The following is a 26,255-nucleotide window of genomic DNA, read 5'->3' as shown; positions in this document are numbered from 1 at the left end:
CGAGTGTCCAAGCCAGCCTCTAGCCTGGGTTCTGGTCCACTAAGTCAATGGGAAGAAAGGTTACGCTACTAGCCGTGGAGCTAGGCAAGCTTTACGCATGGAAAAGGCGCTCCTAGAACGGGTTCCTGTGTACCGCAAGAAGCTGAGACCGCGCAAAAACCGTTCGGCAAGTGCAGCGCGGCTGACGTCGGCAACACCGGATTCAATCGGCTCGCGCATGACCTCCAGTGCGTGCCGGCTCCACTCGGGCACTTAGCACTTGTCAACTCCTGGTTGTCACGCTGGGGACAGTGGGTGCGCATATTGGCGCGGACCCTATCGCCGCCTAGAAGGCGAAGGCTGAAGGCGACAAGCGGTAATGATTCAGCAACTTACGGGGGTTCGGCCCTTAGCTGACTGACATATGCTCCGCAAACGCGCGATAGGTACGCATCGGCCGTCCGAGAAGCGGGATCACCCGCTCCACGTCACCAGCGCCCGGCAGCATGCCATCACTGATGAGGCGCTCGGCCGTCTGCCGCATGTCGCCGGCCATCCAAGCCGGCGTGAACTGGCGCAGGTTCTGCTCGGGGCAGCCGTAGCATCGCCGGGCGGTTCAGCACACAGATTTACACAGCTGCAACGATGCCGCACAGGTAGACATCGGTGCTGCGATGCTGCCCTTCTCGCTGGTTGCCGACGGCATCAGGGATGGCGAATTGATGCTGTGGGGATATGGGGAAGGGCCCGCCCATGAGCGTCGGGCTGCGCGGGTAAGCTCCTGCTAGATGCGGCGACCTCAAATTGACGAGTATCAATCGAGCACTTCGTGCTCTCCGAAAATCTTTGCCGGATAGGTCAAGCCACGCTCTAGAGTGCTTTTATGATCAGACACAGGAGAGACAGCCCTTAGATTCGTCATCAAAGACCTAAGATTCCTGGCGCGAGCGCCCAGCACACGTATCCGACCGAGGGCCGAACATGCTCGCTCCAAAGTTATGTGCGGTGCGCCCGTTCCTCGGTACGACCCAGCCAGGATTGCCCAGTTTCCAAGAATATCTTGGCGGAACTCAAGCAATTCTCTAAGAGGGAGCTGCTCTATCGAAATAATACAATCGGAGACCGCCACGGTCTCGCCTGCCTCCAGCACACAAATCTTATCCGGCGTTACACGGCCTACCCGGGGCAGCAGGATGGCCGGTCCACACACCTGCCTCTTGGCAAGAACCTTCACGCCAGACTTCACCACTCGGCCATCTATCAGATGGCAAGTGTGCACCAGCGGCACTGCGCTGCGCGCCTCTGAAGGCATTATGGAGTGCATCTGCAACCGCCCCCGCCTCACCTCATACGATGTATCCAATTCAAAGCTGCGGTCTCCAAGTGAAGGAGTCTGACGAGCCGATTGCTGAATCCGGGAAAACCTCACAATAGAAGTTCGTGCCCGAACTCCGCCGAATATTGAATTCGAGTTATCCCTTAGTACTTCAATATAAAAATCCTGCCTAAGACGAGCCCATATTTGCTCGTCGCGCTTACTTACAAGGCACCCATCCGGCAGGACGGCGAGGACGTAGGTGCCTCGATGTGCGAAGGCGAGGCTACGTACCACGAACGCCATGGCCAAACTAACGCCGAACATTTCGCCTCGATACTCGACCGTCAACGGAGCGCGCTTTCGCTGGGAAAACGGAGGATTCAGCAGCACCAAATCTACACGCCCTATCCACCCCTTGAGCGATGAGGAGCGAACAGACCGGTCGTGCAGAAAATCGGCATTGGCGACTACCCATTCTGGGTACGCAACCTTTAGCCATCGGGCGGTGGCAGGCGAGAGGTCGTTGGCCAGCGCTTGGGCGCCAGGCCACAGGATCGAGCCGGCACACAACAGGCTCCCCTCTCCCGCGGCGAAATCGGCAATTACCTTCGGACGAAATGAAACCGGCAGACATCCCACCAATGACTTAGCGAGTTCAGGAGGCGTATAAAATTGATCAATCATGCCGAAATCTGAGTTGGCTGAGGCGGACTAACGCCGGCTGCGATCGCGCTGATATGATGAACGTACAACCGATCGGCGCCTCCTGTGCGGCCCGGCTTACGAATCGGATGATCGTAGATAAGTTCGATCTTCTGAGGGTTGGTGATGGCAAACAGAACAGCACCAAGCGCATGGGGTTTGGTACCAATCATGGCAACTTTCAGAACTACCAAAGGATTCCGCTGCGCAATCTGCTGCAGCATGTAGTAGCAACTAAACGGGCAGTTTGCCGGAACGTACTCGGCAGCTTCCCAGGCATCTTCCTCCTCGAGCGCTGCCCGGTTTCCCGCATAAGTTTCAAAGACATACCATGGCTTAAACCCTGGCACCCCGATGACTGGCACGACCCTACCTGCACTTGGCTGCACCTGCTCAATGACGTGCCGAAGTCGAGTACCCTCGAAGCCAAGCAAAGGCACAAATACGAAATCACTCGGACTCGTAGAAATCCAAGTAAACCCCGGTATCGGCGCAATGCCTGCTATGCGCATACTTAGATCGTAGATCTGCCCATCAACGGGCGCCAAGCTACGCGCATACTGGCTAGGCTCCACATACACCGCCAGCACGTCGAATCTAGCCATAAGCGCTGCACGCAGGATGGCTGCCCACACTGGATGGGTGAGCCCGGTGATGTCGACATATATTCGTTCGCCCTGAGCGCACCCCTCAAAGAGCCTCGACAGCCCTCGAGTGCTTCGCAGGAAGAGCTCCACCTCAATCCCTGACGCACGGAATGACGCCTGACTCTCTTGCGATATCTCAATGCAATTCACGTCAGTAGTCAGATCACGCCAGGCGGAGATGTGTCCACTACGGTCCTCGTGACTGAGACCATAGATGTAAGTGCTGCCCGAAGCAGGCCGAAAGAGCTCCGCCGAATCGTGCGTCTCCGTCAGAACCGGCTCAAGTCTGATGTCAGGCATAGTAGTCACCGAACAACCGAAGTTGGTCAGGCAGCGCTTCCAACTCCGTTCGATTGTTCTTTTCAAGCGTTTCTTTGATTGCGTCTCGCGGCCTGTCGATCAGACTCAGAAGTTGCGTACTAGTAAGTTGAATCTTTCTCTTTTTGCGGTGACTGAAGACAAAGAATGGCGCGAATATAGGATGAATCATGTAGTCGTAAGCACGAGTATCGCGCTCGTCAAGTGGCTTGCTGCCGGAGAAGCGAACGAGCGCCAAGTGCATGACCGCCTGCTTCAAAAGCTCGCTGGCCTTGTCGTCTACGCCATCTGCCGCAGCCTCCTCCCGAAGGTGGAACTGGTTGGCTTCAGGCGTATGACCCGCCGGGGACTCCGCCAGCACTTGGAACACACGCCCCAGGCTCAGCAGAAGCTTTGTCAATCGGGCGCCATCCACACTCAACCCCTCGAGTTCTGAAAGGTTCTTACGGCCCACCGCCTGGGCAGCCTCCGTTTGCAGCTTCTGAGAAATCGGCTGTTCAGGCAGGCCGCCGGACTCGATATGCCCTCTGAAAGCAGCATGCACCAACTCCAGCAGGTAGCGAATGTTGCCTTCGCAGAGCGCCAGGAACTCGTCCCAGCCGCAATAGTACTTCCTTATTCCTCGCTTGCCTGTGCGAATGGCATAGAGCGAGGCATGGAAGTGGTTGTTGAAGTTGTTCTTGAGTGTAGCGTCATTAGCAAGCCAGAGCCGAACCAGCTCTTCTATAGGCTCCTGTCGTGCCTTGGCAGTATATTCGAGAAAGTAATGAATACCTGGTGGCAAAGCGAGGGCCGCCTCGAGCGTCTCAGAAGACAGCCTTGCTTTTAGCAGGAGTTGCAGTCTGCTCTTCTCAGCTCCGTCCAAAAGTTGGTCGGCCTCGTCAAGGCTGGAGTAGCCAGGGAACATCTCAGCCGGCGGAAGCAACTCGACGCCACCTGAAACGTTCCCTCCAAGGCGCGCCAGCAGGACTTTCTCAGCGAAAGTTTTGAAGCGCGAGCTATCGAGCACTTCTGAGATTGAAATGCGTGCATAGTCAGCTGGCGACGTTAGTTGCTCGTTAGAGTTCAACGTAGAGCGTTCCCGCCAGCCTAGCTCACGGACACCAACCTTGAACGTATAGTCGGAAGTGGCGTGCTTGATGATTGTGTTGAGAACTCGTTGCTGGTAGTCCTCGAAGTTTTCGAACTCGTCGATGAGGAAGAAAAATTGTTTGCCTGCAAGCTGCGGGCTGGAGAGAAGCGCTTTTGCCAACGCATCTAGGGGGGCCCCCTGCATTGACAATGACGGCGCGGACATATCCGCCACTGTATTGATGGATGCCTCGAAGTCAACGAACGCAATCTGGATCTGATTCGACAGCTTTGCCAGCCCGCCCAAATCTGGAAGGTTCAAAGTTGCCCTAAACAGCTTCAGTGCGTGCTCGGAGACGACAACGCCTTCCCCGGTGTGCAACTCGTACCAACTTACGAATTCAAGCATCTGAGAGCAGAAGAGAAGGTTCATGTAGTGGGCAAAATAAGCTTGCCAGCGCTCCATGCTTAACTCTGGACCACGAAATGCGGTGACTCGATTGGTGTTGACGCGAATGTAAAGCCCGAAGAACGGCCAGCTTTTGATGGCTTCCTTCTTGCTCTCACCAAAGGCGAACTGCCCCTGGTAGGACAGCCCACGTAGTACAGTTGTCTTGCCGGTGCCTCGACCACCGATGAGCACGCAGGGCCTGGGCGTCTTTAGCTCAGAAAAATAGCCGGGCTCGGTGAAGAGCTTGAAGAGATCTGCGTTTAGCCACTCAGCCTTGTACAGGCCAAGAACGCTGCTGATTTTTGTAACAGTCTCGTCTCGTTCGTTCATAATGACGCTGATCTAATGAGCGGCTTCCAATGGTCGTTGGCCACAGTAAAAATAGGGAGAGTCGCGTCAGGGACGCCATGTTCGAACGCTAGAGTCAAGCCAAGCTTCCGGTAACCGCGCCAACATCCGGAATCGCCGTCTAGATCTCGTAAACCCGCGCGTGCGCTCACATCCTCAATGAACCGTGGGCCAGTGATCGCCATATCATCCCGCCAAATGACGGAATCGGTCGCTAAGGCGCTGTAGGACGGCATCAGCACGTGAGCCGGAAGAAGCTTTACCTGCGGGCAGTTCTCGGCAATATAGATACGGCCTCTTTCCGCACAGACCAGGGGGATGTAGTAGAAGCCGACGCGTCCAGCACCAGAAGTGAGAGCGAGTGATTCGAACGATACAAAAGCATCGGAAAGCTCATGAATTTGCTTCCACATATCGACAAACTGCTCACCTGTTCCGACGAAATCGTCTACGAAAACGATATTTTGTTGAGGCTCGCGATGAATGCACTCAAGTGCAGCGTGCGGCGACATCAGCCGCTCTTCAGGAATTCCAATCACATCCCGTGCAAGTCGCGTGAAGATATAGCCGCTATCCGCCTCGCTTGACGCCTGACTCGCGACTCGAACGATAATGACGGAGTCTACGAATGATGCCCACTCGTTCACAGCAGCCAAGTAGTTTGATCGACTTCGAAGAACTGATTGCGACAGGTTCTTGAAGACCGCTCGAAACATCGCAATCACTAGTTCATTCGAGAAGAACGTGACTCCAGCCAGTAAGCGAGAGGCGAACGGCCTTTCCGACTCCCGGAAGTTGGACATCCAACCCCTCGGGTCAAACCTCGTCTGCCTCGGCCAGAGACGAACCCTGACGAAGTATTTCCAGAGCTCTTCGTTCACCTGGCTTGTACGCCACTGTGTGCCCGATACGCTTGCTCCAGGGCGCCATACAGCTCCTGAGGAAAGGTTTCCGAGGTAGAATCTATCGTTAACTCGATCTCCGCGAGCCACTCATTATCCTCTCTCCCACCCCACAGCTTCAGGTAGCCTCCGTCCTTGTATCCGTGATCTTGCCGAAAAGCATTCAGGACATTTTTGCCAATGTATGTTCTGTACAGCTGGTCACCAACTAGGCCGACGGCTGCACACAGCTCCGCGAAAGAGTCCAATGCGAAAGATTTCGTAGTCAATGTTGAAGAGGCAAAATCCTCAACGAGTTTAAGCACCTGCCCCGGCTCGGCCTTACTACCTTGCGGCGCAGCCTCAATGCGTTGATAGGCAGCATGGCTGGCATGCCAGGCGTCATCGATAGAGCCAGCGGCGACGATTAGCTCGCTGAGCCCAAAATGGAAGATGTCGACGAGCTCCAAGTGAACCTGTCCAAGAGCTGGTTCCTTTTTCTTCCACCACTTCCAACCAACGTGATCCATCATCTCCGCGCACTCCGTCCAGATAGCACGGTACCAAGCGTTCTGCGCCGTAACCCACGCCGGATTGATCTTTGAGTTGATATCGTCCTGAAGCTTAAGCATCGTCATGAGCCGAGATGCGGCTACGGAACGATCAGTCGTGCTGGACATGTCCATGAGCATGTGCTTTGCGTATGTGGGCGGAAGCATCCATCTTAAGGCACCCGGACGCAAGGAGCACAGGCAGTGGATGCCAATCCATTACCGACCACCTCCACTGGCGCCGAATTAGCTTTCCTGCAGGTCGCCCCGGCCTTGCGCAATGCTCGCTTTGGGCAGAGCGGCGACCAGGTGGCTGGGCTTCAGCTCCCCAATGCTGACCCTCTGAGCGGGGGGCCACGCCTCTCCCTGAAGCTAGGGGCGGCCTCTCCCTTAACTGATGATGCGGGCTCTCGGACGCAGGAGGGTCACGACTGCAGAGGGGGCGCTCCAAGCCACAAGTCGCTGCTTCCGGCGGTGGCAACCCCGGTACCCATCCATCCTCGGCGCTTGATGAGCGAGATTCGGCCATAATCTTCGCCAAGTGGACTCGCACTACCCGCATCGACGCCAAACGCTGGCGCTGGACTCGGAATGCTCACCCGATTGCTTCGACGAAGGATGTAGGTTGTCGCCCCCCCCCCCCCCTGGGCAGTGCCATGCTCCGCCTGAATCGCCCGGGATGCAATAGACAGCCACCATCCGCACTACGTGTATGCTATCGGCCAGAAGCGGCCGTTCAACGCCTGAACTTAGCGCTTGTGAAGCAAGGTCGGCTTGAATCGATTGTTAGCACTCATGGAATGGCCCACGAGTAGCTATTGCCACTAGGTGGTGATGACTGGCTAGCTCCAAGTGACGTGAAGAATGCAGTGTAAGCAGGGCTGTTGTCCTGGAACTGTAGAACAGAAACTTTATTGCTGAGTTTTAGTTGGCGACCAACACTATGAATGAGTCGGGTAGCCAAGCCCATGCGCAGATAATCTTTGGCAATTCCAAAGTGTCCTATTGTGGCCGTTCCACCTTGCGCAGCGATCGTTATGTTCTGTACCCATCCGTATTTGGTGGAAAGGCCCCAATAGATGTCCTGAGCAGTCTTGTCCCCCAAAAGAGTGGGGGACAGATCTCGAGGATCCCAACGTTCTTTGCTCATCTTGAAGAAGAATCTTTCCGGATTTACGTACGCCGCATGAAATGCTAAAGCATCCTGTTCATCTTTCGTAAACACAAGGTTACGAATAGCGCCGCGGATTGTCATGGGTGCTAACCTCTGGATTAAGCCGTGCCATGAAGCGGCGTCGGCATGAATGAATTGTTAGGCGTCACCGCGTTTTGTCCTCGCGCCTTTTCCGATGACGAGCAGGGGCTTCCAATTGTCGTCTGCCGATGTGTGCTTGAACTCAGACATGATCTGCTGCTGCGTGAAGAACGCGTCGGTCATGTAAATGACTGCATAGAAGCGCGTCCAATCTTTGCTACCCGCGTATCCTCGCATGTCTTCATACAGGCCACCGACAGCCTTTTTCACCTCTGCCTGAGATTCCGCGAATTTGTATTCGATGGCCGTTGAAAGAGATTTGACGCCAATATCTGGCTTGTAGGTCTTGGTATTCTGAACAATTGAAGCTTCTCGGACGGTATCCGGAAATACATGAATCAATAGGTCAAAGACGCTCTTTCGAACTTCAGCTTCATTCTTCGGTTCAACACCCCGATCAAATATGATCTTGGGCGTATTAATGAGAATTCCTTCAAGAGTTGCCATTTGCTCTTTTTGTTGCTGCTCCTCGAGGTTTGCACCAAAAAGCGCTGACAATGAGAACAGGTACTTCCTAATATAAGAGTGTGCTTCGCTGTAAAAGTCGCCGACGTAGGGAACCATCTCCACTTCTTGTAACTTTCCTTCGAATCTTTTGAATCCAGTTTCGAACTGCTTTAGGAATTCTGTGAGCCCTAGTTGCTCTATCAGAAGAGATAGACAGATATAAGAACGCTCAAGTCTCCACTCGAGTTCGTGCCCTGTCATTTCGTGCTCTTCATCGAAATAGTCGTTATCTCGATTCAGCTTAAAGCTGAGAGTCTGCAACTTCCCAATGGTCTGATCAGTCTCATAGACCTCGTCAGCTGCTGCCTTCAGCAGCTTTTCAGGGTGTAGATTCAACTTGGACTCCACTGTGTGCCGCCTAATGACCTAATAGCCGGATCCAAGGGGCCGTTCATACGACTTACCCACAGCGCACCATATGGCGGGCTATTCTCTTGATACGACTCGATCTTAGGGCCGCTCGGTCCGGCTAACAAGCCGACCTATAACGGGATCCACAGGGACCCAGACTAGGGGCGTTCCTTCGCTTGACCCTCGTAGGTGCGTCCCATGCGCGCTCTGAACACGCCCTTCTTCGACCAACGAGCCTCTCCCCCTGGCTGTTCGCTTAGGGTCAAGAGCGGACGCCAGCACTACTGGTAACGTTCTCTGGGGCCGTGACGTGCGCCGTCGGCCACTAGCAGCCCTATCTCCACCAACTATGGTGAGCGCGCGTCATAGTTGGTGGAAATTCCCACTAACTATGCTGAGCCGCACACACCGGCCGATACCCCACTGCCGCAACGGTCCCACACAATTTTCAAACATCCGCTTGAAACACGCGTAACTTCGTCGAACTGGACACGATCCACCAGTTCCGCCAGACTCCGCCCTTTCCTGTTGTTCGGCACCCATGGCGAAACTGCTGGTCCTGCATGGCCCCAACCTCAACCTGCTCGGCACGCGCGAGCCGGGGGTCTATGGGCACACCACGCTGGCGCAGATCGACCAGGCGCTGCTTGCCCAGGCGCAGGCCACCGGCCATGCTGTGGAGAGCCTGCAGTCCAACGCCGAACATGTGCTGGTGGACCGCGTCCAGGCGGCGCGTGACGACGGCACCGCCTTCATCCTGATCAACCCGGCCGCGTTCACCCACACTTCGGTGGCCCTGCGCGATGCGCTGGCCGCGGTGGACGTGCCGTTCATCGAGATTCACCTGTCCAACCCGCATGCGCGCGAGCCGTTCCGCCAGCACAGCTATTTCAGCGACAAGGCGGTCGGGGTCATCTGTGGGTTCGGGGCGGACAGCTATCGCTATGCGATGGATGCGGCGCTGACCCGGCTGGCGGCCACCTCCGCGTGATGACGCTGCCGCGTGTCCTCGCCAGCGTCGCGCTGTGGGGCTGGCTGTGCGGCGCCGCCATCGCCGCTGATCGCAGCGCGGAAGGCATCGACTGCGCGCAGCCGAGCGGCACCATGGAATCGGACCTGTGCGCCTCGGATGTGGCCAGCGCGGCCGATACCGAATTGAACGCGGTGTATGCCCAGGCGCGCCAGCAGTTGCGCAGCCAAGCGGCCGAAGGCGCCTGCACGCACTGCGCCGATGCCGAAAAGCAGCTGATCCTGGCCCAGCGCGCGTGGATGCAGCTGCGCGACCACGATTGCGACGCGGTCTACGCCTTCAACGCCGATGGCACCTCGCGCAATGGCGCGCAGATGCACTGCCTGACCACCCTCGCGCGCGACCGTACGCGGCAGCTGCGCGATTTCTACGAATTGCTTTGACCCGAGCGCGCCGCGCTTCCCACCACTGACACCACGAGCCAAAGAGGCCCCTATGGATCTCCGCAAAATCAAGAAACTGATCGACCTGCTGGAAGAGTCGAACCTCGCCGAAATCGAAATCAAGGAAGGCGAAGAGTCCGTGCGTCTGTCGCGCGCGCCCGTCTCCGGCTACGGCATGGTCCAGGCCCAGCCGCAGATGATGATGGCCCCCGCACCGGCCCAGGCCGCTGCCCCGGCGATGCCGATGCAGTCGCCGACCGAAGCCTCCACCGGTGGCACCGCCAAGGCCGGCAACGCCCTGCCGGATGGCCACGTGCTGCGCGCGCCGATGGTCGGCACCTTCTATTCGTCGTCCTCGCCGGACAAGCCGGCCTTCGTGTCGGTCGGCCAGGCCGTCAAGGCCGGTGAAACGCTGGCGATCATCGAAGCGATGAAGATGTTCAACCCGATCGAAGCCGATGTTTCCGGCACCATCGTCGCCATCCTGGGCGAAAACGGCCAGCCGGTCGAATTCGACCAGCCGCTGTTCGTGATCGGCTAAGGATTAGTCCATGCTCGACAAAGTCGTTATTGCCAACCGAGGGGAGATCGCGCTGCGCATCCTGCGCGCGTGCCATACCCTTGGCATCCGCACGGTGGCTGTGCATTCCACGGTCGACCGCAACCTCAAGCACGTGGCCATGGCCGACGAGTCGGTCTGCATCGGTCCGGCACCGTCCTCGGAGAGCTACCTCAACATCCCGGCCCTGATCGCCGCGGCGGAAGTCACCGACGCCCAGGCCATCCATCCGGGCTACGGTTTCCTGTCGGAGAACGCCGACTTTGCCGAGCGCGTGGAAGAATCCGGCTTCATCTTCATCGGTCCCAAGGCCGACACCATCCGCCTGATGGGCGACAAGGTGGAAGCGATCCGCGCGATGAAGGCCGCCGGCGTGCCGTGCGTGCCCGGCTCGGGCGGCCCGCTGACCGACGACATCGTGGCCAACACCAAGATCGCCCGTGAGATCGGCTACCCGGTCATCATCAAGGCCTCCGGTGGCGGTGGCGGCCGCGGCATGCGCGTGGTGCATGCCGAAGCCTCGTTGAAGGCGGCGATCGAGACCACCAAGTCCGAAGCCAAGGCCGCTTTCAGCAACGATCAGGTCTACATGGAGAAGTTCCTGGAAAATCCGCGCCACGTGGAAATCCAGGTCCTCGCCGACGGCCAGGGCAATGCCATCCACCTCGGTGAACGTGACTGCTCCATGCAGCGCCGCCACCAGAAAGTGGTGGAAGAAGCGCCGGCGCCGGGCATCACCGCCGAGCTGCGCGACGAGATCGGCAAGGTCTGCGTGGAAGCCTGCATCCGCATCGGCTACCGCGGCGCGGGTACCTTCGAGTTCCTGTTCGAAGGCGGCCGTTTCTACTTCATCGAAATGAACACCCGCGTGCAGGTGGAGCATCCGGTGACGGAGATGGTGACCGGCATCGACCTGGTCTGCGAGCAGCTGCGTATCGCCGCCGGCCAGAAGCTGTCGATCAAGCAGAGCGACGTGGTGCTGACCGGTCATGCGATCGAGTGCCGCATCAACGCCGAAGACGCGGAAACCTTCGTACCGAGCCCGGGCCAGATCACCGCGTTCCATCCGCCGGGTGGCCCCGGTGTGCGTGTGGATACCCACATCTACAGTGGTTACCGCGTGCCGCCGAACTATGACTCGATGATCGGCAAGCTGATCGTGCACGGCCCGGACCGCGAAACCGCCATTGCGCGTATGCGCGTTGCACTGAGCGAACTGGTCGTGGACGGCATCAAGACCAACGTCGCGCTGCAGCAGCGCATCATGCGCGACAAGGGCTTCCAGGCCGGTGGGCAGAACATCCACTACCTGGAAAAGCGCTTGGCCGAACGCAAGAACAAGTCGATCGCGTTGACCTGATCGCTTGCTCTAAGCGGTATGCCGGACAGCAGAAAGGCGGGGATCTCCCCGCCTTTTTGTTTGCCTGCGGCGTGCTGCCGCGCTAGCCCAGCCTGCCGACGAACCGCTGGATGACGTCGGCTGCAGCCTGCGGGTTGGCCTGCAACAGCAGGTGCGGGCCGGCCACGGTGTGCTGCTGCGCGCGCGGCAGCAGTGCTGACCACTCGCGCTGCGCGCGCGCAGGCAGCAAGCGGTCATCCGAGGCGTGCAGACACAGCACCGGTACCGCGACATCGGGCGCGGACGCACGCATGTCCACCTCCAGCACGGCACGCAGGCGCGCCCGCAAGACCGTCACGTCCACCTGGGCCAGCGCCTTCTGCAACGCATCGCGCATCGCCGGCGTCGCCCAACGGCCGAGCAACCACCAGGACAACGCCGGCGACGGCATGCCCCGCATCGGGAGCCAGCGCAGCAGCGGACGCAGCACGCGCCCTACCGGCCAGTGCGCGCGGGCAAACGTGGTGGTGAGGATCAGCCCTTGCAGGCCGCCGGGTGCGCGGGCCGCCACCGCCAACGCCAGCGGGCCGGAGAACGACTCCCCCAACAGGACGAACGGCACATCGCGCGGCAGCGCGGCCTGCACGAAGGGAAGCAGTTGGCGGTAATCCAACGGACGGTCGTGCGGATAGGCAATGACGGACGTCGCCATACCCCTCGCCGCCATCGCGTCGATGAAACCGTCATGCAGCGTGCCGGTGGCATCCATGCCCGGCAGCACGATCAGCACAGGCAGGTCGGACATGGCCGCCCCTGCCGGAAGGTCACTTGGCGGTATCAGCCGCAGTGACCTGCGAGTTCTTCACCGGCTCCACGCCCAGCGACGAGGTCGGATCCATGATCACCATCGTTTCGGTGGAGCCATCCGGCCACACCACCTGGAAGGTGCTGCCGCTGGGCAAGGACGCGAACGGCATGCCACTCTGCGCGCGGTACACCGCAGCGACCTGGCTGGCACCGGCACGACGCACTTCGGCATCGGCCTTGACCGAGGTCAGCTGCACTTTGGACAGGCTTCGGTAACGATCGTCATAGGTGTCGATCATCACCAGACCCACCGCTCCGGCCGAGTACGCCACGAACAACGCCACCCAGAACCAGAATTTGGCACCGTGCAGAATTCGACGGTAATTCATCGCCCATTCCTCTGCTTGACCAGCTCTTCGACCAACACGTTCATTTTCCCCGCACCTTGCCGCGATACCGCAGCGTCATACACAAAAGTGGCAAAGTCCTGCCCACCGTCCTGCGAACAGATCCCTCCGTTCGCGCAGAAATTGTTCATCAGCACGCTGTCCGGCCCGCAGGCCATGCCCAGCTCGCACGCTGCCAGCCGCCACGCCAGTTCACTGAACTGATCGCCAGCCACCAGGCCACTCATCGCGTTGTCACCACTGGCGCGCTGGCCCATGCCCGGTGCCAGCGCCATGAAGGCTTCCGGATCCCGCGAGTCCATCACCCGCTCGACCAGCCCGCGACGATAGGCAGGCGCGGTTTCCAGCGGATGACCTTCCGCAAACAGCGAAGCCTCGGCGGCGAGGTTGCCGGCCTTGGCCGATTCCAGCCGCTGCGCCAGGATCAACGGCCGGCCCAGGTTGTCGCTGCTGACAAAGCCCGCGCAACGGCGCGAGACGCGTTCGCGCGCAGCGACCATCGGTGCCGACGCATTCATGCCCAGCCCGGTCAGCAGCGTGTTGTCGAGCTGGTAGCCGCCCGGGTCCATCGCGTACATGGCGCAATAGTCGTAGACGCGGCTGACCATCCACCCGGCCTCGGCGTTGCCGTTGGCGGCCTGCAGCTGCAGGCGCTGTGCATAGGCGAACAGATCGGTATCGCCTTCGATATCGGCGCGCAGGTCCAGCGGCAGGCCCGACGCCACAGCGGCGCCGCGCTCGCTGCCGAGCAGCCGGCGGGCCAGTTGCCGCGCTTCGGCCGGGACCGCCGTCGGCGCATTGCCGGCCGGCAGCTCATCCATGTGCGCAGCAGCCTGATCGGCATGCAATACCCGATCGCCCGCGCGGTAGCCCACCACCCCCAGCAACGCCAGGGCCGGTACGACCAGCAACCAGGTTTTCAGGGTCGGCACGAGCGCCATGGGCGAAGGTTCACAGGCTGTCGGTGATGGACAGCAGAAATCCAAGTTTAGCAAGCGGCCGCAGCGGTGTCTGAACCGGCTGTCCGGCCGATCTTACCGGCCAGCGAGACGCCACCGGTGCCGCGCTGCCGGGACCATCGGCCCGCACTGGTCTAACATGCACGGTTTTCCGCCGGTCCCTGCCCCCATGCCCTTCCTGGAACTCACCCTGCACTGCACCGAAGCCACCCAGCCGCGCTATGAGAATGCGCTGGACGACGTGGGCGCGCTGGCGGTGACCCTGCTCGATGCCGATGCCGACACCAGCAACGAGCGCGCGATCCTGGAGCCGGGCGTGGGCGAGACCCCGCTGTGGAACGATCTGGTGCTGACCGCGCTGTTCCCGGGCGACACCAACGCGCTGGCCCTGCTGGCCGCGTTGGACGCTTTCGACCCGGGCCTGGACTGGGCCAATGCCAGCTTCCGCGCCGTGGCCGATGAAGACTGGGAACGTGCCTGGATCGACCAGTTCCAGCCGATGGCCTTCGGTGACCGCACCTGGATCGTGCCGTGGAACCATGAGCTGCCAGAGGCTGCACAGGCACAGGATGCCGCCGTGGTCCGCCTGGACCCGGGCCTGGCGTTCGGCTCCGGCACCCACCCGACCACCGCGCTGTGCCTGCGCTGGCTGGACGGCCTGGCCACCGAAGGCGCACTGGCCGGCAACACCGTGCTCGATTTCGGCTGCGGCTCGGGCATCCTGGCCCTGGCGGCGCTGAAGCTGGGCGCTGCCCGTGCGGTCGGCGTGGACAACGACCCGCAGGCGGTGATCGCCACCGGCGACAACGCCGAGCGCAATGGCCTGCAGGACCGCGTGCAGGTCTACCTGCCGGACGATGAGCCGCAGGCAACCTATCCGGTCGTGGTGGCGAACATTCTGGCCTCCGCGCTGGATGCACTGGCCGATGTGCTGGCCGCACGCGTGGCACCGGGCGGCCGCATCGCGCTATCGGGCATCCTGCATGGCCAGGAAGGCGAGCTGCTGGAGCGTTATGCCCCCGCGTTCGAGCAGTTGGCCGTGGCGCAGGATGGTGACTGGATGCGCATCACCGGCGTCCGCCGTGCTTGAATAGTCTGTCTCCTGCCCGGTCCCGTGCCCATGTCCGAGCCTCCGATGTCGCCGCGACGCCCGATCGCCACGTTCCTGCGTCCGTCGCCGGAGGCGCCGGCCGATCCGGCTGAGTCGTCTTCGCTGTCCCACGACGAGGCGTCGGCGTTGCCGACCTCGCCCGTGGACGATGGCATCGCGCCGTTGGCGGTGGAACAGGTGATCGATGCACAGCCGGTGCACACGCCGCAGCGCCCGGCACCGGCGTTCGAACTCGACCTGCCACCTCCATCCGAACGCACGCCGGTTGCCGACGCCGGGTCAGCGGCCACGTCGCCTGCTGACACGACAGCGCCCACGGAAGATGCGGCCGCCCTCACTGAGGACGCGCGCGGCAGCGCTACCGCGGCCCTGCCGCCAGCGGAAGCCATCACCACACCAAGTTTCCTGCGCCTGCCCGGTGCGCGCCTGCGCACACCGCGCTGGCAATGGGGGATGGTCGCCGGACTGGCCGCCGTGCTGCTGGTCCAGATCGCCGTGGCCGACCGCGCCCGGCTCGCCGGCGATGCCGGTACGCGCCCGTGGATCGCCGGACTGTGCAGCGTGCTGCGCTGTTCAGTGCCGGCCTGGCGTGAGCCGGCGGCCTTCAGCATGCTCAGCCGCGATGTGCGCCCCGTTCCGGGCCAGGCCGGCGCGCTGCAGGTGCAGGCGAGCATCCGCAACGATGCCCGCTGGGCCCAGGCGTGGCCGTCACTGCGGCTGTCGCTGTCCGATGCCGATGGCCGCGTGATCGGCACCAATGTGTTCGCGCCGGCCGACTATCTGGACCGCACAACAGACCCGGCAGCCACGCTGGAACCCGGCCAGAGCGCACAGATTGCGTTCCGCGTGCGCGAGCCTGCGGCGTCTACCGTCGCATTCACCTTTGAGTTCCTCTGAGGCGTCTTCGGCGCGGCCGGAGCGTGGCAGGCGGCCGACGCACGCGCTAGACTGGCCCCATCACCATTCCGCCGTGGGCTGTTGTCCGCCCCGGCTCTTGCACCGGGAAACTCCTTGAACGCTGTCCTCTCTCGTCCTGACAACAGTCGTGGCGCGCCCAAGCCACCCCTGCGTGAACACGTGGCCCAGTCGGTCCGGCGCTACCTGCGGGACCTGGACGGCTGCGATGCGGACGATGTCTACGAGATCGTGCTGCGCGAGATGGAGATTCCGCTGTTCGTGGAAGTGCTCAACCACTGCGAAGGCAACCAGAGCCGCGCCGCGGCGATGCTGGGCATCCACCGCGCGACCCTGCGCAAGAAGCTGAAGGAATACGGCATCGCGACCTGATGCCGGCGGGCGCCTGCGTCGCGCCCTGCGGAACAAGGCCGGATCGAGCAGCCCTCGATACCGGCCTTCGTCGTTTCTGGGATCTGCGCATCGTCGCGATCGACGCCGAAGGGGCCATGCCCGCGTCACTGGCCTACAATATGGCCCCGCTCCGCTTCGATCTCCTGCCCCCATGAGTTCCGATCTGCTGCCCGTGCGCCGGGCCCTGCTGTCCGTTTCCGACAAAACCGGTCTGATCGACCTGGCCCGCGCCCTCGCCGCGCGCAACGTGGAGCTGCTCTCCACCGGTGGTACCGCCAAGGCGATCCGCGAGGCCGGCCTGGCAGTGAAGGACGTCGCCGATGTCACCGGCTTCCCGGAAATGATGGATGGCCGCGTCAAAACCCTGCACCCGATGGTGCACGGCGGCCTGCTCGGCCGCGCCGGGCTGGATGACGCGGTCATGGCCGAACACGGCATTGGCGCGATCGATCTGCTGGTGCTGAACCTGTACCCGTTCGAGTCGGTCACCGCCAAGGCGGACTGCGCGCTTGAAGACGCCGTGGAGAACATCGACATCGGTGGCCCGGCGATGCTGCGTTCGGCGGCGAAGAACTTCGCCCGCGTGGCCGTGGCGACCGACCCGTCGCAGTACGCCGAGCTGCTGGCCGAACTGGACGCCAACGACGGCAAGCTCTCGGCCGCCAAGCGCTTCGCCTTCTCGGTGGCCGCGTTCAACCGCGTGGCCCAGTACGACGCGGCGATCAGCAACTACCTTTCTGCGGTGACCACCACCGACACCGCCGTGCCGGTGCGTGCGGAGTTCCCGGCGCAGATGAATTCGAACTTCGTGAAGGTGATGGACCTGCGCTACGGCGAGAACCCGCACCAGAGCGGCGCGTTCTATCGCGACCTGTACCCGGTGCCGGGCACGCTGGCCACGTTCCAGCAGCTGCAGGGCAAGGAACTGAGCTACAACAACCTGGCCGACGCGGATGCCGCATGGGAATGCGTGCGGCAGTTCGACGTACCGGCCTGCGTGATCGTCAAGCACGCCAACCCGTGCGGCGTGGCCGTGGGCGCCGGTAACGGTGATGCCTACGAGCTGGCCTACGCGACCGACCCGACCAGCGCCTTCGGCGGCATCATCGCCTTCAACCAGCCGCTGGATGCCGCCACCGCCAAGGTGATCCTGGACCGCCAGTTCGTGGAAGTGTTGATCGCCCCGGACTACGAGCCGGCCGCGCTGGAATACGCGACCAAGAAGGCCAATGTGCGCGTGCTGCGCATTCCACACGGGCAGGGCCTCAACAACTACGACACCAAGCGGATTGGTTCTGGCCTGCTGATGCAGAGCGCCGACAACCGTGGCATGAGCCGCGACGAGCTGACCGTGGTGAGCAAGCTGGCCCCCACCGACAAGCAGTTTGCCGATCTGCTGTTCGCCTGGAAGGTCGCCAAGTTCGTCAAATCCAACGCCATCGTCTACGCCAAGGACAACCGCACCATCGGTGTGGGTGCCGGCCAGATGAGCCGCGTCTACTCGGCGCGCATCGCGGGCATCAAGGCCGCCGATGCGAACCTGGTGGTGGACGGCTCGGTGATGGCCTCCGATGCGTTCTTCCCGTTCCGCGACGGCATCGACGCCGCCGCTGCGGCCGGCATCAAGGCGGTGATCCAGCCGGGTGGCTCGATGCGCGACAACGAAGTGATCGCCGCCGCCGACGAGCATGGTCTGGCGATGGTGTTCACCGGCGTGCGTCACTTCCGCCACTGATGCCTGGATCGACACGGATGTCTCCACGGCACCGCACTGCCCTCGTCGCGGTGGTGATCGCCACCGCGGCAGGGTTGGCTGGCTGCACGCCGGCCAGTGAACCGGCACCGCCGCCGGCAGTCCCCGATGCGGCCGCAGCGAACGCGGCCCTGCTCGCCCGCGTCAGCCGCACGGAGCGCCTGCAGGCCTTCCTGACCGAGCGCTACGGCAAGGCCGCCAGGCTTTCAGGAACATGGCGTGGCAGCTGGACCCAGGACGGCGACACCCGCCTCACCGATTGGCATGTGTGTGCCGAGCAACCGGTGGTGACCGTCGACAGTTGGCAGCAGCTGTTGGCTGTCTGCGGCTCCCCCCTCGAGAATGCCCACCCGGACCCGGGCGCGATCGACTTCTTCGTGCTGCGCCCCGGGGCGGACCGCTTCGTCGTGGCCGCCGAGCTGACCGGGCAGAACTTCGGCAGCCAGGGTGAGCCCGGCACGGTGCAGATTCTCCGCGCCGGCAGTGACTTCTACGGTTTCCGCATCGAGCATGGCTGGTTCGGCCAGGGCTATTCGCTGATCACGCAGACGCTGGTGCTGCCTGGCCCGAATGGGCTGGTGGAGGCCGGTGGTTTGCGCAGCCATATCGACAACAACGCGGCCTACGACTGCGACGATGCCGATGCCGAACCGGATTGCCAGTCGCGGCTGTTCAACCTCGATTTCACGCTGCGCTTCGACAGCCGTGATCCGGCGGCACGGCAGTGGCCGCTGGTGATTGAAGAGACCGGCCTGGGCTGTGGCGGGCAGCCGGTGCGGCGCGAACATCGGTTCACGCTGGACCCGAAGACGTGGACGTATGCGTTCCCCGAGGCGCTTCAGCGCGAAGGGTGCGAGTGATGCGTTCGTGGGCACTGGCAGGTGTGGTGCTGGCACTGCTGGCCGGCTGTGATCGCCCCCCCGCGGCGTCCGGACCAGGCAAGCCGCACCGTGTGCTCAGAACCACGGTGCTGGTGGAGGACATGATCTACGTCCGGGGCGATGCCAACCAGCGTCTGCTGGCCTTTCTGCGCAAGCGCTACGGCGACGCCGCCCTGCTCGATGCGCCATGGAAGGAGGACTGGGAGGACACCGAGGTGGAGGCGCTGCGTCCGGTCACCCGCCGCGTGTGCGCGCGTGACACCGTCACTACCGAGGGGCACGAGCAGACGCTGCTGGCGGTGTGCCAGACCCTGGATGACGCCGCCACTGTCGAACCCGGGCGGGTCGACCTGTATGTGCTGCGCCTGGGCAAGGATGATGATGAGGCGAGTCACGGCGGCGCACTTGCCCAGCAGCTGGCCAATGACCCGCTAGTGGTCATCGCCCAACGCCTGCAGCGCCCCTACGGCCGCCGCGGCGCACCCGGCACGGTCCAGATCGCGCAGCTCGGCCCGCAACGCCATGCCTTCCACATCACCCATGAGGAGCACCGGCGGGGCCATCGGCGCATCTGGCGCAGTTACGTCGCCCTCCACAACGATCGCCTGCGCGATGTCGCCCAGTACCGCGACCACCTCGACAATCTCGCCCTGCACGGCTGTGACGGCAATCCGGCCGACTGCGGCGAGGGCGTGTTCGCGGTCGACTTCAGCACGGCCGTGGGCGACAGCAATGCCGTCGATGGCTACTGGCCGCTGACGGTGCGTGCCAGCGGCCACGACTGCAACGGCCCGGCGACCGAGTACTACCACCTCATCTTCGATGCCCGGCAGCGCGCGTATCCGGTACCGGACGACCTCCAGCGCGACGGCTGCGCCGACAGTTGAGGCCGTGGGTTGCCAACGCAACCGACCGCCCGAATGCGCCCGCCGCCCGCACCGCGTAAAATCACGTTCCTGCCCTCTTACGCGAGAACTGCATTGAAGATCCTGGTCATCGGCGCTGGCGGCCGTGAACACGCCCTGGCCTGGAAGCTGGCCCAGTCCGCGAAGGTCCGCGAGGTCATCGTCGCCCCCGGCAATGCAGGCACCGCCACCGAGCCCAAGTGCCGCAATGTGGACGTCAAGGTCACCGACCTGGACGGCCTGCTGGCGCTGGTCGGCAGCGAAGGCATCGGCCTGACCGTGGTCGGCCCGGAAGTGCCGCTGGTGGCCGGTGTGGTCGACCGCTTCCGCGCCGCCGGGCACCGCATCTTCGGACCCACCGCCGCCGCCGCGCAGCTGGAAGGCAGCAAGGCGTATGCGAAGGACTTCCTGGCTCGCCACAACATTCCGACCGCGTTCTACGCAGTGCACACCGAGGTCGAGCCGGCGCTGGCCTACCTGCGCGACAAGGGCGCCCCGATCGTGGTCAAGGCCGATGGCCTGGCCGCCGGCAAGGGCGTGATCGTGGCGATGACCCTCACCGAGGCCGAGGATGCGGTGCGCGACATGCTCTCCGGCAATGCCTTCGGCGACGCCGGCGCACGCGTGGTGATCGAAGAATTCCTGGACGGCGAAGAAGCCAGCTTCATCTCGATGGTGGACGGTAAGACGGCACTGCCAATGGCGACGTCGCAGGACCACAAGCGCGTCGGCGACGGTGACACCGGCCCGAACACCGGCGGCATGGGCGCGTATTCGCCGGCCCCGGTGGTGACCGACGACGTGCATGCGCGCGTGATGCGCGAGGTGGTCAACCCGACCGTGCAGGGCATGATCGCCGACGGCATTCCGTTCACCGGCTTCCTCTATGCTGGCCTGATGATCGATGCCAGCGGCGCGCCGAAGGTGATCGAGTTCAACGTGCGCTTTGGCGACCCGGAAACCCAGCCGGTGATGCTGCGCCTGCAGTCGGATCTGGTGGATCTGGTCGAAGCGGCGATCGACGAGCGCCTGGACACGGTGGACGCCCAGTGGGATCCGCGCCCGTCGCTGGGCGTGGTGATGGCGGCCTCACCGTATCCGGAGACGCCGATCACCGGCGATGTGATCCATGGCTTGGAGGCGGTCGCCGCGACGGCCAAGGTGTTCCATGCCGGCACCACGCTCGACGCGCAGGGCCAGGTGCTCAGCGCCGGTGGCCGCGTGCTGTGCGTGGCGGCGTTGGGTGGCACGGTGGGCGAAGCACAGCGCAACGCTTACGCCGGCGTCGGTGCGATCCACTGGGCCCATGAGTTCCACCGCCGCGATATCGGCTGGCGGGCGATTGCGCGCGAGCAGGGCTGACCTGGCACGGTGGGGCCACGCCCCATCAAAGCGCTGCTCTGAGCGCCAGAACGCAAAAAGGCCCGGCATCAGCCGGGCCTTTTTGCGCAATCACGCTACTCACCGCATTACGCAGTAAACAGCGCCTTCATCTTCTTCAGCGCGTTCGCCTCGACCTGGCGGATGCGCTCTGCAGAGACGCCGTACTCATCGGCCAGCTCCTGCAGCGTCACCTTGCTGTCCGCATCCAACCAGCGACGGCGGATGATGTCGCGCGAACGCGCATCCAGTTCGGCCATGCCTTCGCGCAGCAACTGCAGCTGATTGTCTTCGCTGTCCATCCGCTCATAGGCCATCGAAGGATCTTCTTCGTTGGCCCGCAGGTAGGCAGCCGGCGACGGCGGCGCATGATCGTCATCGTCATCGCTGGAGAGATCGAAACCGATATCGCGACCGGAAAGGCGCGACTCCATCTCGAGCACTTCACGCTCGGACACGTTCAGGTCCTTGGCCACCGCGCTGACTTCGGCCGCGTTCATCCAGCCCAGGCGGGTCTTGGACTTGCGCAGGTTGAAGAACAGCTTGCGCTGCGCCTTGGTCGTGGCGACCTTGACGATGCGCCAGTTCTTTAGGATGAACTCGTGCATTTCCGCACGGATCCAATGCACCGCGAACGACACCAGGCGAACGCCCATGTCCGGGTCGAAGCGCTTCACCGCCTTCATCAGGCCGATGTTGCCTTCCTGGATCAGGTCGCCCAGCGCCAGGCCGTAGCCGTTGTAGCCGCGGGCGACGTGCACCACGAAGCGCAGGTGGGAATGGACCAGCTCGCGCGCGGCGTCCAGATCCAGCTCGTCGCGGAAGCGGCGGGCCAGGTCCTGCTCGTCATCGACCGACAGCACCGGGATCTGGTGCACGGCACCGATGTAGGCGTCCAGCGAACCGAGCGCACTGGGAATCGGGAGATTGTTTGCCACAAGGGCAGTAGAGGTGTTCTGGCTCATAGCACTCATCTTAGCAGTCCCGGAATTGGACTGCTAAAGGGGAAAGAAGTTCCAGCGTTCTGTTCATGGGACGCTGGCACCGAAGACACCCCTAACGTACCGCGAAATGATGACAGTGGCGAGAGGCTGGAAACAAACCGTCAACTCCCATTAAATCAATAGGATAGATGGATGAATTGGGCGCTGGCGCGTGTTTTCTGGCTGAACAGGCTGCCCAGAAGCGCCCATTCAGCCCGGAAAGGTTGTCGGCAGTTCAGCCAGGCATGGCTTGGCTACCCCCTGCGCCCTCCACCCACCGAAGCCCAGCGCCAATACCGCAATCCCCGGTAGTGCCACGCCATGCGTGGCAGCCCGAACTCACCGGAGCCCATTCCACGCCATGCGTGCCAGGCCCGAACCACCGAAGCCTAGTAATACCCGGCCATATTCAGGAAGAACCCCTTCTGGTCGTACTTCAGCTCGGTCATGTCATCGCTGAACTCGGTGAAGTTGTAGCCCACCCCAACCTTGAAGTTCTCCCCCACCCGGCGGTCCACGCCCACCAGCCAGCCCTTGCGCACGCCCCCGTCGCGCACCTTCAACCAGCGGTGCTCGGCCAAGCCCTCCCACTCGCCGAACAGGCGATAGCGCAACTGCAAGGCAGCGAAGTCGGCACGGCTGTCCAACCAGGCCCCCTCACCGCGGCCGGTGCGGTAATCCCCCCAGCGCGAGGCCAGCTTGCCGGCCACTTCCCAGCGCGCGCCGAGCTGCCGGATTCCTTCGAGCGAAAGGATCTGCGAGCGCTGGTCGTACAGGTTGCCGCCCTCCTGCCCGAGCGAGGCCACGTCGTAGAGATAGGTGAACTTGCCGAAACCGGCCCAGCGCGTGTTGTCGTGCGGGCGCCAGGCGAAGCCCATGTTGGTCTCCACCAGCTTGGCGTCGGCCAGGCGGTCGATGCGGTCTTCGGTGTCGGCGTAGTTGGCGCGCAACGCAAACCGCCAGTCTTCGTTGAGCTTGTACAGCAGGCGGTTGGTGGTCACCCACTGCTCGCGCTGCTCGGCACCGCTGTCGCGGCGGTACTCCAGCTTGCTGTTCCACTGCGCCACCGCATCGGTGCGCCCGCCACTGACGCTGTAGGCCCGGCGGTCGACGCGGCCGAGGGTGGAATCCAGCTCGCCGTCCATGATCGTGAAGCCGAGGTTCCAGCCCTGCGCGGGATAGAAATCCATGCCGAAGGTATGCACGATGCCGGCGCTGTCCTGGCGGCGATCCTTCAGATACTGGCTCTCGTTGTACACGTTGACCTGGTTGCTCAGCCGCCAGCGCTGGCCCAGTGTCCAGCCACTCTGCAGGCCGGTATCGAACAACGGATCGGTGCCGGTGCGGTCGGTGCTGTAGCTGTAACTGCCATACAGGCTGTGATCCGGTGCCATGCGGTACTCGCCATCGACCTTGGCGCCATGGCCACGGCTGCCACCACTGACTTCCGCACCCACGCTGCTGCGGTCGCCGAACAGATACCGCGCGCCGAGGGTCAGCAGGTCGTTCTTCTCGTAGGCGCCGCCGTCATCGTCCAGCGTGACCTGGCCGGTGCCGTACAGCTCCCAGGACGATCCAAAACGCTGGCGGTACCCGATCGCGGCGAGCAGCGCATCCACGCTCTGCAGTGCCTGTTCCTCGCGCACGCGGCGCAGTTCACCGGTCAACTGGCCGTCGTTGCCAAGCCGCCACTCGGCGGTCAGCTGGCTCTGCTCCAGCGCCAGTTCGCCCTGTTCGGTACGGGTGTGTCGACCGTACAGACTGAAATCATCGTTGAGATAGCCAAGAAACTCCGCACCGTATTCCTGGATCGGCAGGCCGGTGTCCTGGCGCGCGACCGAGAAGCCGGCATCCACATCGCGCCACCATGCACCCAGGCTCCAGTCCTGCGTGGTCCAGCCCAGCTCACGCAGGTTGGCGCGCGCTTCCACGGCGCTGGCAGTGCCCGAACGCCGGCCTTCGTACGGGTTGCGGCGGATGAAGCTCAGGCCGCCGTTGTCCGAATAGAACACCGGGGCGGCGGTGGCTTCCGTGCGGGTCTGCTCCATCTTCAGATAAGTGCCACGCCCGGCCTGCAGGGTGAGGTCGGCGCCCTTGAGGTTGTAGTTCTCGCCGCTGCGGTTTTCGTCGATCCAGGTGCCGCCGATCGCCACGTGGTCGCCGATCCACTGCCGGCCGCGCGCACCGTAGGTCACGTCATCGCTGCTGAAACCCAGCGGCACGTATTCGTAGTCCACCAGCAGCAACTGGTCGTAGCCATCGAGCGGCATGTCGCGGGTGATGCTGCGGACATTCTCGCGGGTCAGCTGCGCCAGCGGACGGGTCAGGATCAGCCGGCCCTGAAGATTGTCGATCTCGTAGTCCACGCCTTCCTGCAGCGTGGCGCGCGTTTCAGTGCGGCCGGTGGTGCGATCGCGCACTTCCAGTACCACCTGCTCCGAACCGGGCAACACGTCGGTATGGCGCAGGTAGTACAGGCTGCCGCCGGTGCCGAGGAATTCGCTGTGGCCCGGGGCGGACTGCGCCTCGGAGCCGAACACCTTCACCTGCGAACGCGCCTCACCGAGCGGCGTGGCCTCCAGCGAGCGCCAGTTCAACGCGCCGCCGTACAGCGAGCGCACGTACTGGCCGTACTCGGTGCCGGTGATACCGGTGGCGTAGTTGCCCCATACCGCCTGGCTCTGATCCCAGTCCACGCGCAGATACAGCCGGCCCTGGGTATCCACGTCGCGGTAAGTGGTGGAGTCATCGCCGTACACCGGGTAGTACAGGTCCGGATCGAGACGACGGAACACGTCCTGGGCGTCGGCCTGGGTGAAATCCCGGAACAGATACTTCAGCTCACGGTCCTGGGTATCGGCCTGTGCGGTCACCAGGTACTTGCCGCGCAGCTTGCCCTTCAGATAGAACGCCAGCCGGCCTTCGCTGAGGAAGCTGTCGTCGTCACGGTCATCGGCAGCGAGCGGCTGCAGATTGCCGCTGGCGCTGTTCTTGGACACGGTGACATCGGCGATGGCGACCAGGAACAGGTAGCGGCCGGTGACATCCACATCCAGCTGACGCTGCGCGGAGGGTGCATCGCGCGATTCGACACTGACGTCGTAACGATGCTCGCCCACCGGCTCGAGGAACTCGGCGGCGAACTTCTGCTCCAGATCGACCGGGAAGTCCTGACCGTTGATGCGCACGCGGCTGTTGGGTTCCAGATTTCGGCCATACAGGCGCACGCGCGAGCCGTGGATGGGGATGTTCTGCAGGCGGAGCATGCTCTGCCCGTAGATGCTGTTGCTGAGCTGCAGGTCCTGCGCGCTGTCGCCGTCCAACGCCTGGCCCAACGTCTTCTGTACGTTCTCGCGGGTGAGCTGCAGGCCACGGTCGAAATCGGCCGGGGTGACCAGCTGGATGCGCTGGAGGCGGGTTTCATCGAACGCGCCACCGGCACCGTACGCACGTGCGACGTAGATCAGGTCATCGCCCGTGCGCAGCTTGATCTGCGGCGGCAGCTCACCATTCCATTCGGCATCGCCAACGTAGTCGGCCGGCAGCTCGATGCGGGCCAGCGGGGTGACCAGATCGGTATCGGTGCCGCGATACAGCGTGACCTCCAGTTTCTGGATGAACGAGGCGTAGTTGTTGTAGCTGTGGAAGCGCAGCGGACGGATCACCCGGCCATTCTCGAACGGCACCGTGGCGGCAGCCTGCACACTGAGGCTGGGCGGCACCATGGTCGGGTCTTCGGTGGCCCACACCACGCCGCCGTTGGGCAGCTCGGCCATGAACTGGCCACCGCCTGCAGCAACATCAGGCGTGACCGCCGGCGCATCGTCATCGCGGATGCGCAGCAGCAAGCCGTCATCGTTGCGACAACTGTCGGCCTCGCAGCGGATCGGCGCGGGGGACGGCGCCGATGTGGCCTGCTGGGCAGCGGCCGGCAGCGCCAGCAGCAACGCGCTGGCCAGGCCGAGGGTGAGGCGACGGGAGATCGGGCTCGGAATCAGGGTCATGTCCATG

Annotated in this window: 24 protein-coding genes; 11 read left to right on the top strand and 13 right to left on the bottom strand. The window is 62.8% G+C overall.

Annotation, left to right across the window (positions count from 1 at the left end; translation table 11 throughout):
* Positions 1-60: 60 nt before the first annotated feature.
* The 8 genes from ABE464_RS06020 to ABE464_RS05985 all read right to left on the bottom strand — a co-directional run bounded on the left by ABE464_RS06020 (position 61) and on the right by ABE464_RS05985 (position 8,424).
* Positions 61-219, bottom strand: a complete 159-nt coding sequence (locus ABE464_RS06020; RefSeq protein WP_346471190.1) for a hypothetical protein — start codon at positions 217-219, stop codon at positions 61-63.
* A gap of 574 nt (positions 220-793) precedes the next feature.
* Positions 794-1,981, bottom strand: a complete 1,188-nt coding sequence (locus ABE464_RS06015) for a hypothetical protein (protein ID WP_346471189.1) — start codon at positions 1,979-1,981, stop codon at positions 794-796.
* The gene (locus ABE464_RS06010; RefSeq protein WP_346471188.1) at positions 1,978-2,604 is read right to left on the bottom strand and encodes a hypothetical protein; all 627 of its coding nucleotides are present in this window, start codon (positions 2,602-2,604) and stop codon (positions 1,978-1,980) included. The genes ABE464_RS06015 and ABE464_RS06010 overlap by 4 nt, the downstream gene beginning before the upstream one ends.
* A gap of 334 nt (positions 2,605-2,938) precedes the next feature.
* Entirely contained in the window at positions 2,939-4,816 is a 1,878-nt protein-coding gene (locus ABE464_RS06005) for a hypothetical protein (RefSeq protein WP_346471187.1), read from the bottom strand.
* On the bottom strand, positions 4,813-5,637 hold the full coding sequence (locus ABE464_RS06000) for a hypothetical protein (protein ID WP_346471186.1): 825 nt from the start codon (positions 5,635-5,637) through the stop codon (positions 4,813-4,815). The genes ABE464_RS06005 and ABE464_RS06000 overlap by 4 nt, the downstream gene beginning before the upstream one ends.
* A gap of 74 nt (positions 5,638-5,711) precedes the next feature.
* Positions 5,712-6,353, bottom strand: a complete 642-nt coding sequence (locus ABE464_RS05995; protein WP_346471185.1) for a dUTP diphosphatase — start codon at positions 6,351-6,353, stop codon at positions 5,712-5,714.
* Between the two features lie 706 nt (positions 6,354-7,059).
* On the bottom strand, positions 7,060-7,521 hold the full coding sequence (locus tag ABE464_RS05990; protein ID WP_346471184.1) for a hypothetical protein: 462 nt from the start codon (positions 7,519-7,521) through the stop codon (positions 7,060-7,062).
* Positions 7,522-7,578: 57 nt separating this feature from the next.
* Entirely contained in the window at positions 7,579-8,424 is an 846-nt protein-coding gene (locus ABE464_RS05985; RefSeq protein ID WP_346471183.1) for a hypothetical protein, read from the bottom strand.
* Between the two features lie 556 nt (positions 8,425-8,980).
* Between ABE464_RS05985 and aroQ the strand changes: the two genes are divergently transcribed.
* From aroQ to accC, 4 genes are read left to right on the top strand one after another with little or no spacing between them, the layout of a single operon-like run.
* Positions 8,981-9,430 (top strand): type II 3-dehydroquinate dehydratase, encoded by a 450-nt coding sequence (gene aroQ / locus ABE464_RS05980; RefSeq protein WP_346471182.1) that lies wholly within the window; start codon positions 8,981-8,983, stop codon positions 9,428-9,430.
* Positions 9,430-9,852, top strand: coding sequence for a lysozyme inhibitor LprI family protein (locus ABE464_RS05975; RefSeq protein WP_346471181.1), 423 nt, complete (start codon positions 9,430-9,432; stop codon positions 9,850-9,852). The genes aroQ and ABE464_RS05975 overlap by 1 nt, the downstream gene beginning before the upstream one ends.
* A 52-nt stretch (positions 9,853-9,904) precedes the next feature.
* Entirely contained in the window at positions 9,905-10,393 is a 489-nt protein-coding gene (gene accB / locus ABE464_RS05970) for an acetyl-CoA carboxylase biotin carboxyl carrier protein (protein WP_121040377.1), read from the top strand.
* Positions 10,394-10,403: 10 nt separating this feature from the next.
* Positions 10,404-11,771 (top strand): acetyl-CoA carboxylase biotin carboxylase subunit, encoded by a 1,368-nt coding sequence (gene accC, locus ABE464_RS05965; protein WP_346471180.1) that lies wholly within the window; start codon positions 10,404-10,406, stop codon positions 11,769-11,771.
* An 82-nt stretch (positions 11,772-11,853) separates the two neighbouring features.
* Here accC and ABE464_RS05960 read toward each other — a convergent pair whose 3' ends face one another.
* From ABE464_RS05960 to ABE464_RS05950, 3 genes are read right to left on the bottom strand one after another with little or no spacing between them, the layout of a single operon-like run.
* Positions 11,854-12,555, bottom strand: coding sequence for an alpha/beta hydrolase (locus tag ABE464_RS05960; protein WP_346471179.1), 702 nt, complete (start codon positions 12,553-12,555; stop codon positions 11,854-11,856).
* Positions 12,556-12,574: 19 nt separating this feature from the next.
* Positions 12,575-12,946 (bottom strand): hypothetical protein, encoded by a 372-nt coding sequence (locus ABE464_RS05955; protein ID WP_346471178.1) that lies wholly within the window; start codon positions 12,944-12,946, stop codon positions 12,575-12,577.
* A complete protein-coding gene (locus ABE464_RS05950; RefSeq protein WP_346471177.1) occupies positions 12,943-13,905 on the bottom strand; it encodes a hypothetical protein in 963 nt (320 codons plus the stop codon). The genes ABE464_RS05955 and ABE464_RS05950 overlap by 4 nt, the downstream gene beginning before the upstream one ends.
* A gap of 187 nt (positions 13,906-14,092) precedes the next feature.
* Between ABE464_RS05950 and prmA the strand changes: the two genes are divergently transcribed.
* From prmA to purD, 7 genes are all read left to right on the top strand, one after another.
* Positions 14,093-15,013, top strand: coding sequence for a 50S ribosomal protein L11 methyltransferase (gene prmA / locus ABE464_RS05945; protein WP_346471176.1), 921 nt, complete (start codon positions 14,093-14,095; stop codon positions 15,011-15,013).
* A 30-nt stretch (positions 15,014-15,043) separates the two neighbouring features.
* On the top strand, positions 15,044-15,931 hold the full coding sequence (locus ABE464_RS05940; RefSeq protein WP_346471175.1) for a DUF3426 domain-containing protein: 888 nt from the start codon (positions 15,044-15,046) through the stop codon (positions 15,929-15,931).
* A gap of 114 nt (positions 15,932-16,045) precedes the next feature.
* Positions 16,046-16,321: a DNA-binding transcriptional regulator Fis gene (fis, locus tag ABE464_RS05935; RefSeq protein ID WP_038685853.1), complete on the top strand. Its 276-nt coding sequence runs from the start codon at positions 16,046-16,048 to the stop codon at positions 16,319-16,321.
* 172 nt (positions 16,322-16,493) lie between these two features.
* Entirely contained in the window at positions 16,494-18,077 is a 1,584-nt protein-coding gene (gene purH / locus ABE464_RS05930; protein WP_346471174.1) for a bifunctional phosphoribosylaminoimidazolecarboxamide formyltransferase/IMP cyclohydrolase, read from the top strand.
* A gap of 17 nt (positions 18,078-18,094) precedes the next feature.
* Positions 18,095-18,955 (top strand): hypothetical protein, encoded by an 861-nt coding sequence (locus ABE464_RS05925; RefSeq protein WP_346471173.1) that lies wholly within the window; start codon positions 18,095-18,097, stop codon positions 18,953-18,955.
* Positions 18,955-19,863 (top strand): hypothetical protein, encoded by a 909-nt coding sequence (locus ABE464_RS05920; RefSeq protein ID WP_346471172.1) that lies wholly within the window; start codon positions 18,955-18,957, stop codon positions 19,861-19,863. Before ABE464_RS05925 ends, ABE464_RS05920 begins: the two co-directional genes overlap by 1 nt.
* A 93-nt stretch (positions 19,864-19,956) precedes the next feature.
* Positions 19,957-21,243: a phosphoribosylamine--glycine ligase gene (gene purD, locus ABE464_RS05915; RefSeq protein WP_346471171.1), complete on the top strand. Its 1,287-nt coding sequence runs from the start codon at positions 19,957-19,959 to the stop codon at positions 21,241-21,243.
* A 107-nt stretch (positions 21,244-21,350) separates the two neighbouring features.
* On the opposite strand, the gene rpoH is transcribed toward purD, so the two are convergent.
* A complete protein-coding gene (gene rpoH, locus ABE464_RS05910) occupies positions 21,351-22,226 on the bottom strand; it encodes an RNA polymerase sigma factor RpoH (RefSeq protein WP_019183519.1) in 876 nt (291 codons plus the stop codon).
* Between the two features lie 407 nt (positions 22,227-22,633).
* Positions 22,634-26,248 (bottom strand): TonB-dependent receptor, encoded by a 3,615-nt coding sequence (locus tag ABE464_RS05905; RefSeq protein WP_346471170.1) that lies wholly within the window; start codon positions 26,246-26,248, stop codon positions 22,634-22,636.
* Positions 26,249-26,255: the final 7 nt, after the last annotated feature.

Origin of the sequence: Stenotrophomonas sp. TWI587 (assembly GCF_039674145.1) — a bacterium.
In the GTDB taxonomy this organism is placed as follows: domain Bacteria; phylum Pseudomonadota; class Gammaproteobacteria; order Xanthomonadales; family Xanthomonadaceae; genus Stenotrophomonas; species Stenotrophomonas maltophilia_AY.
Note: the sequence above shows the minus strand (reverse complement) of the source record. Positions and strands in the feature narration are given on the sequence as shown.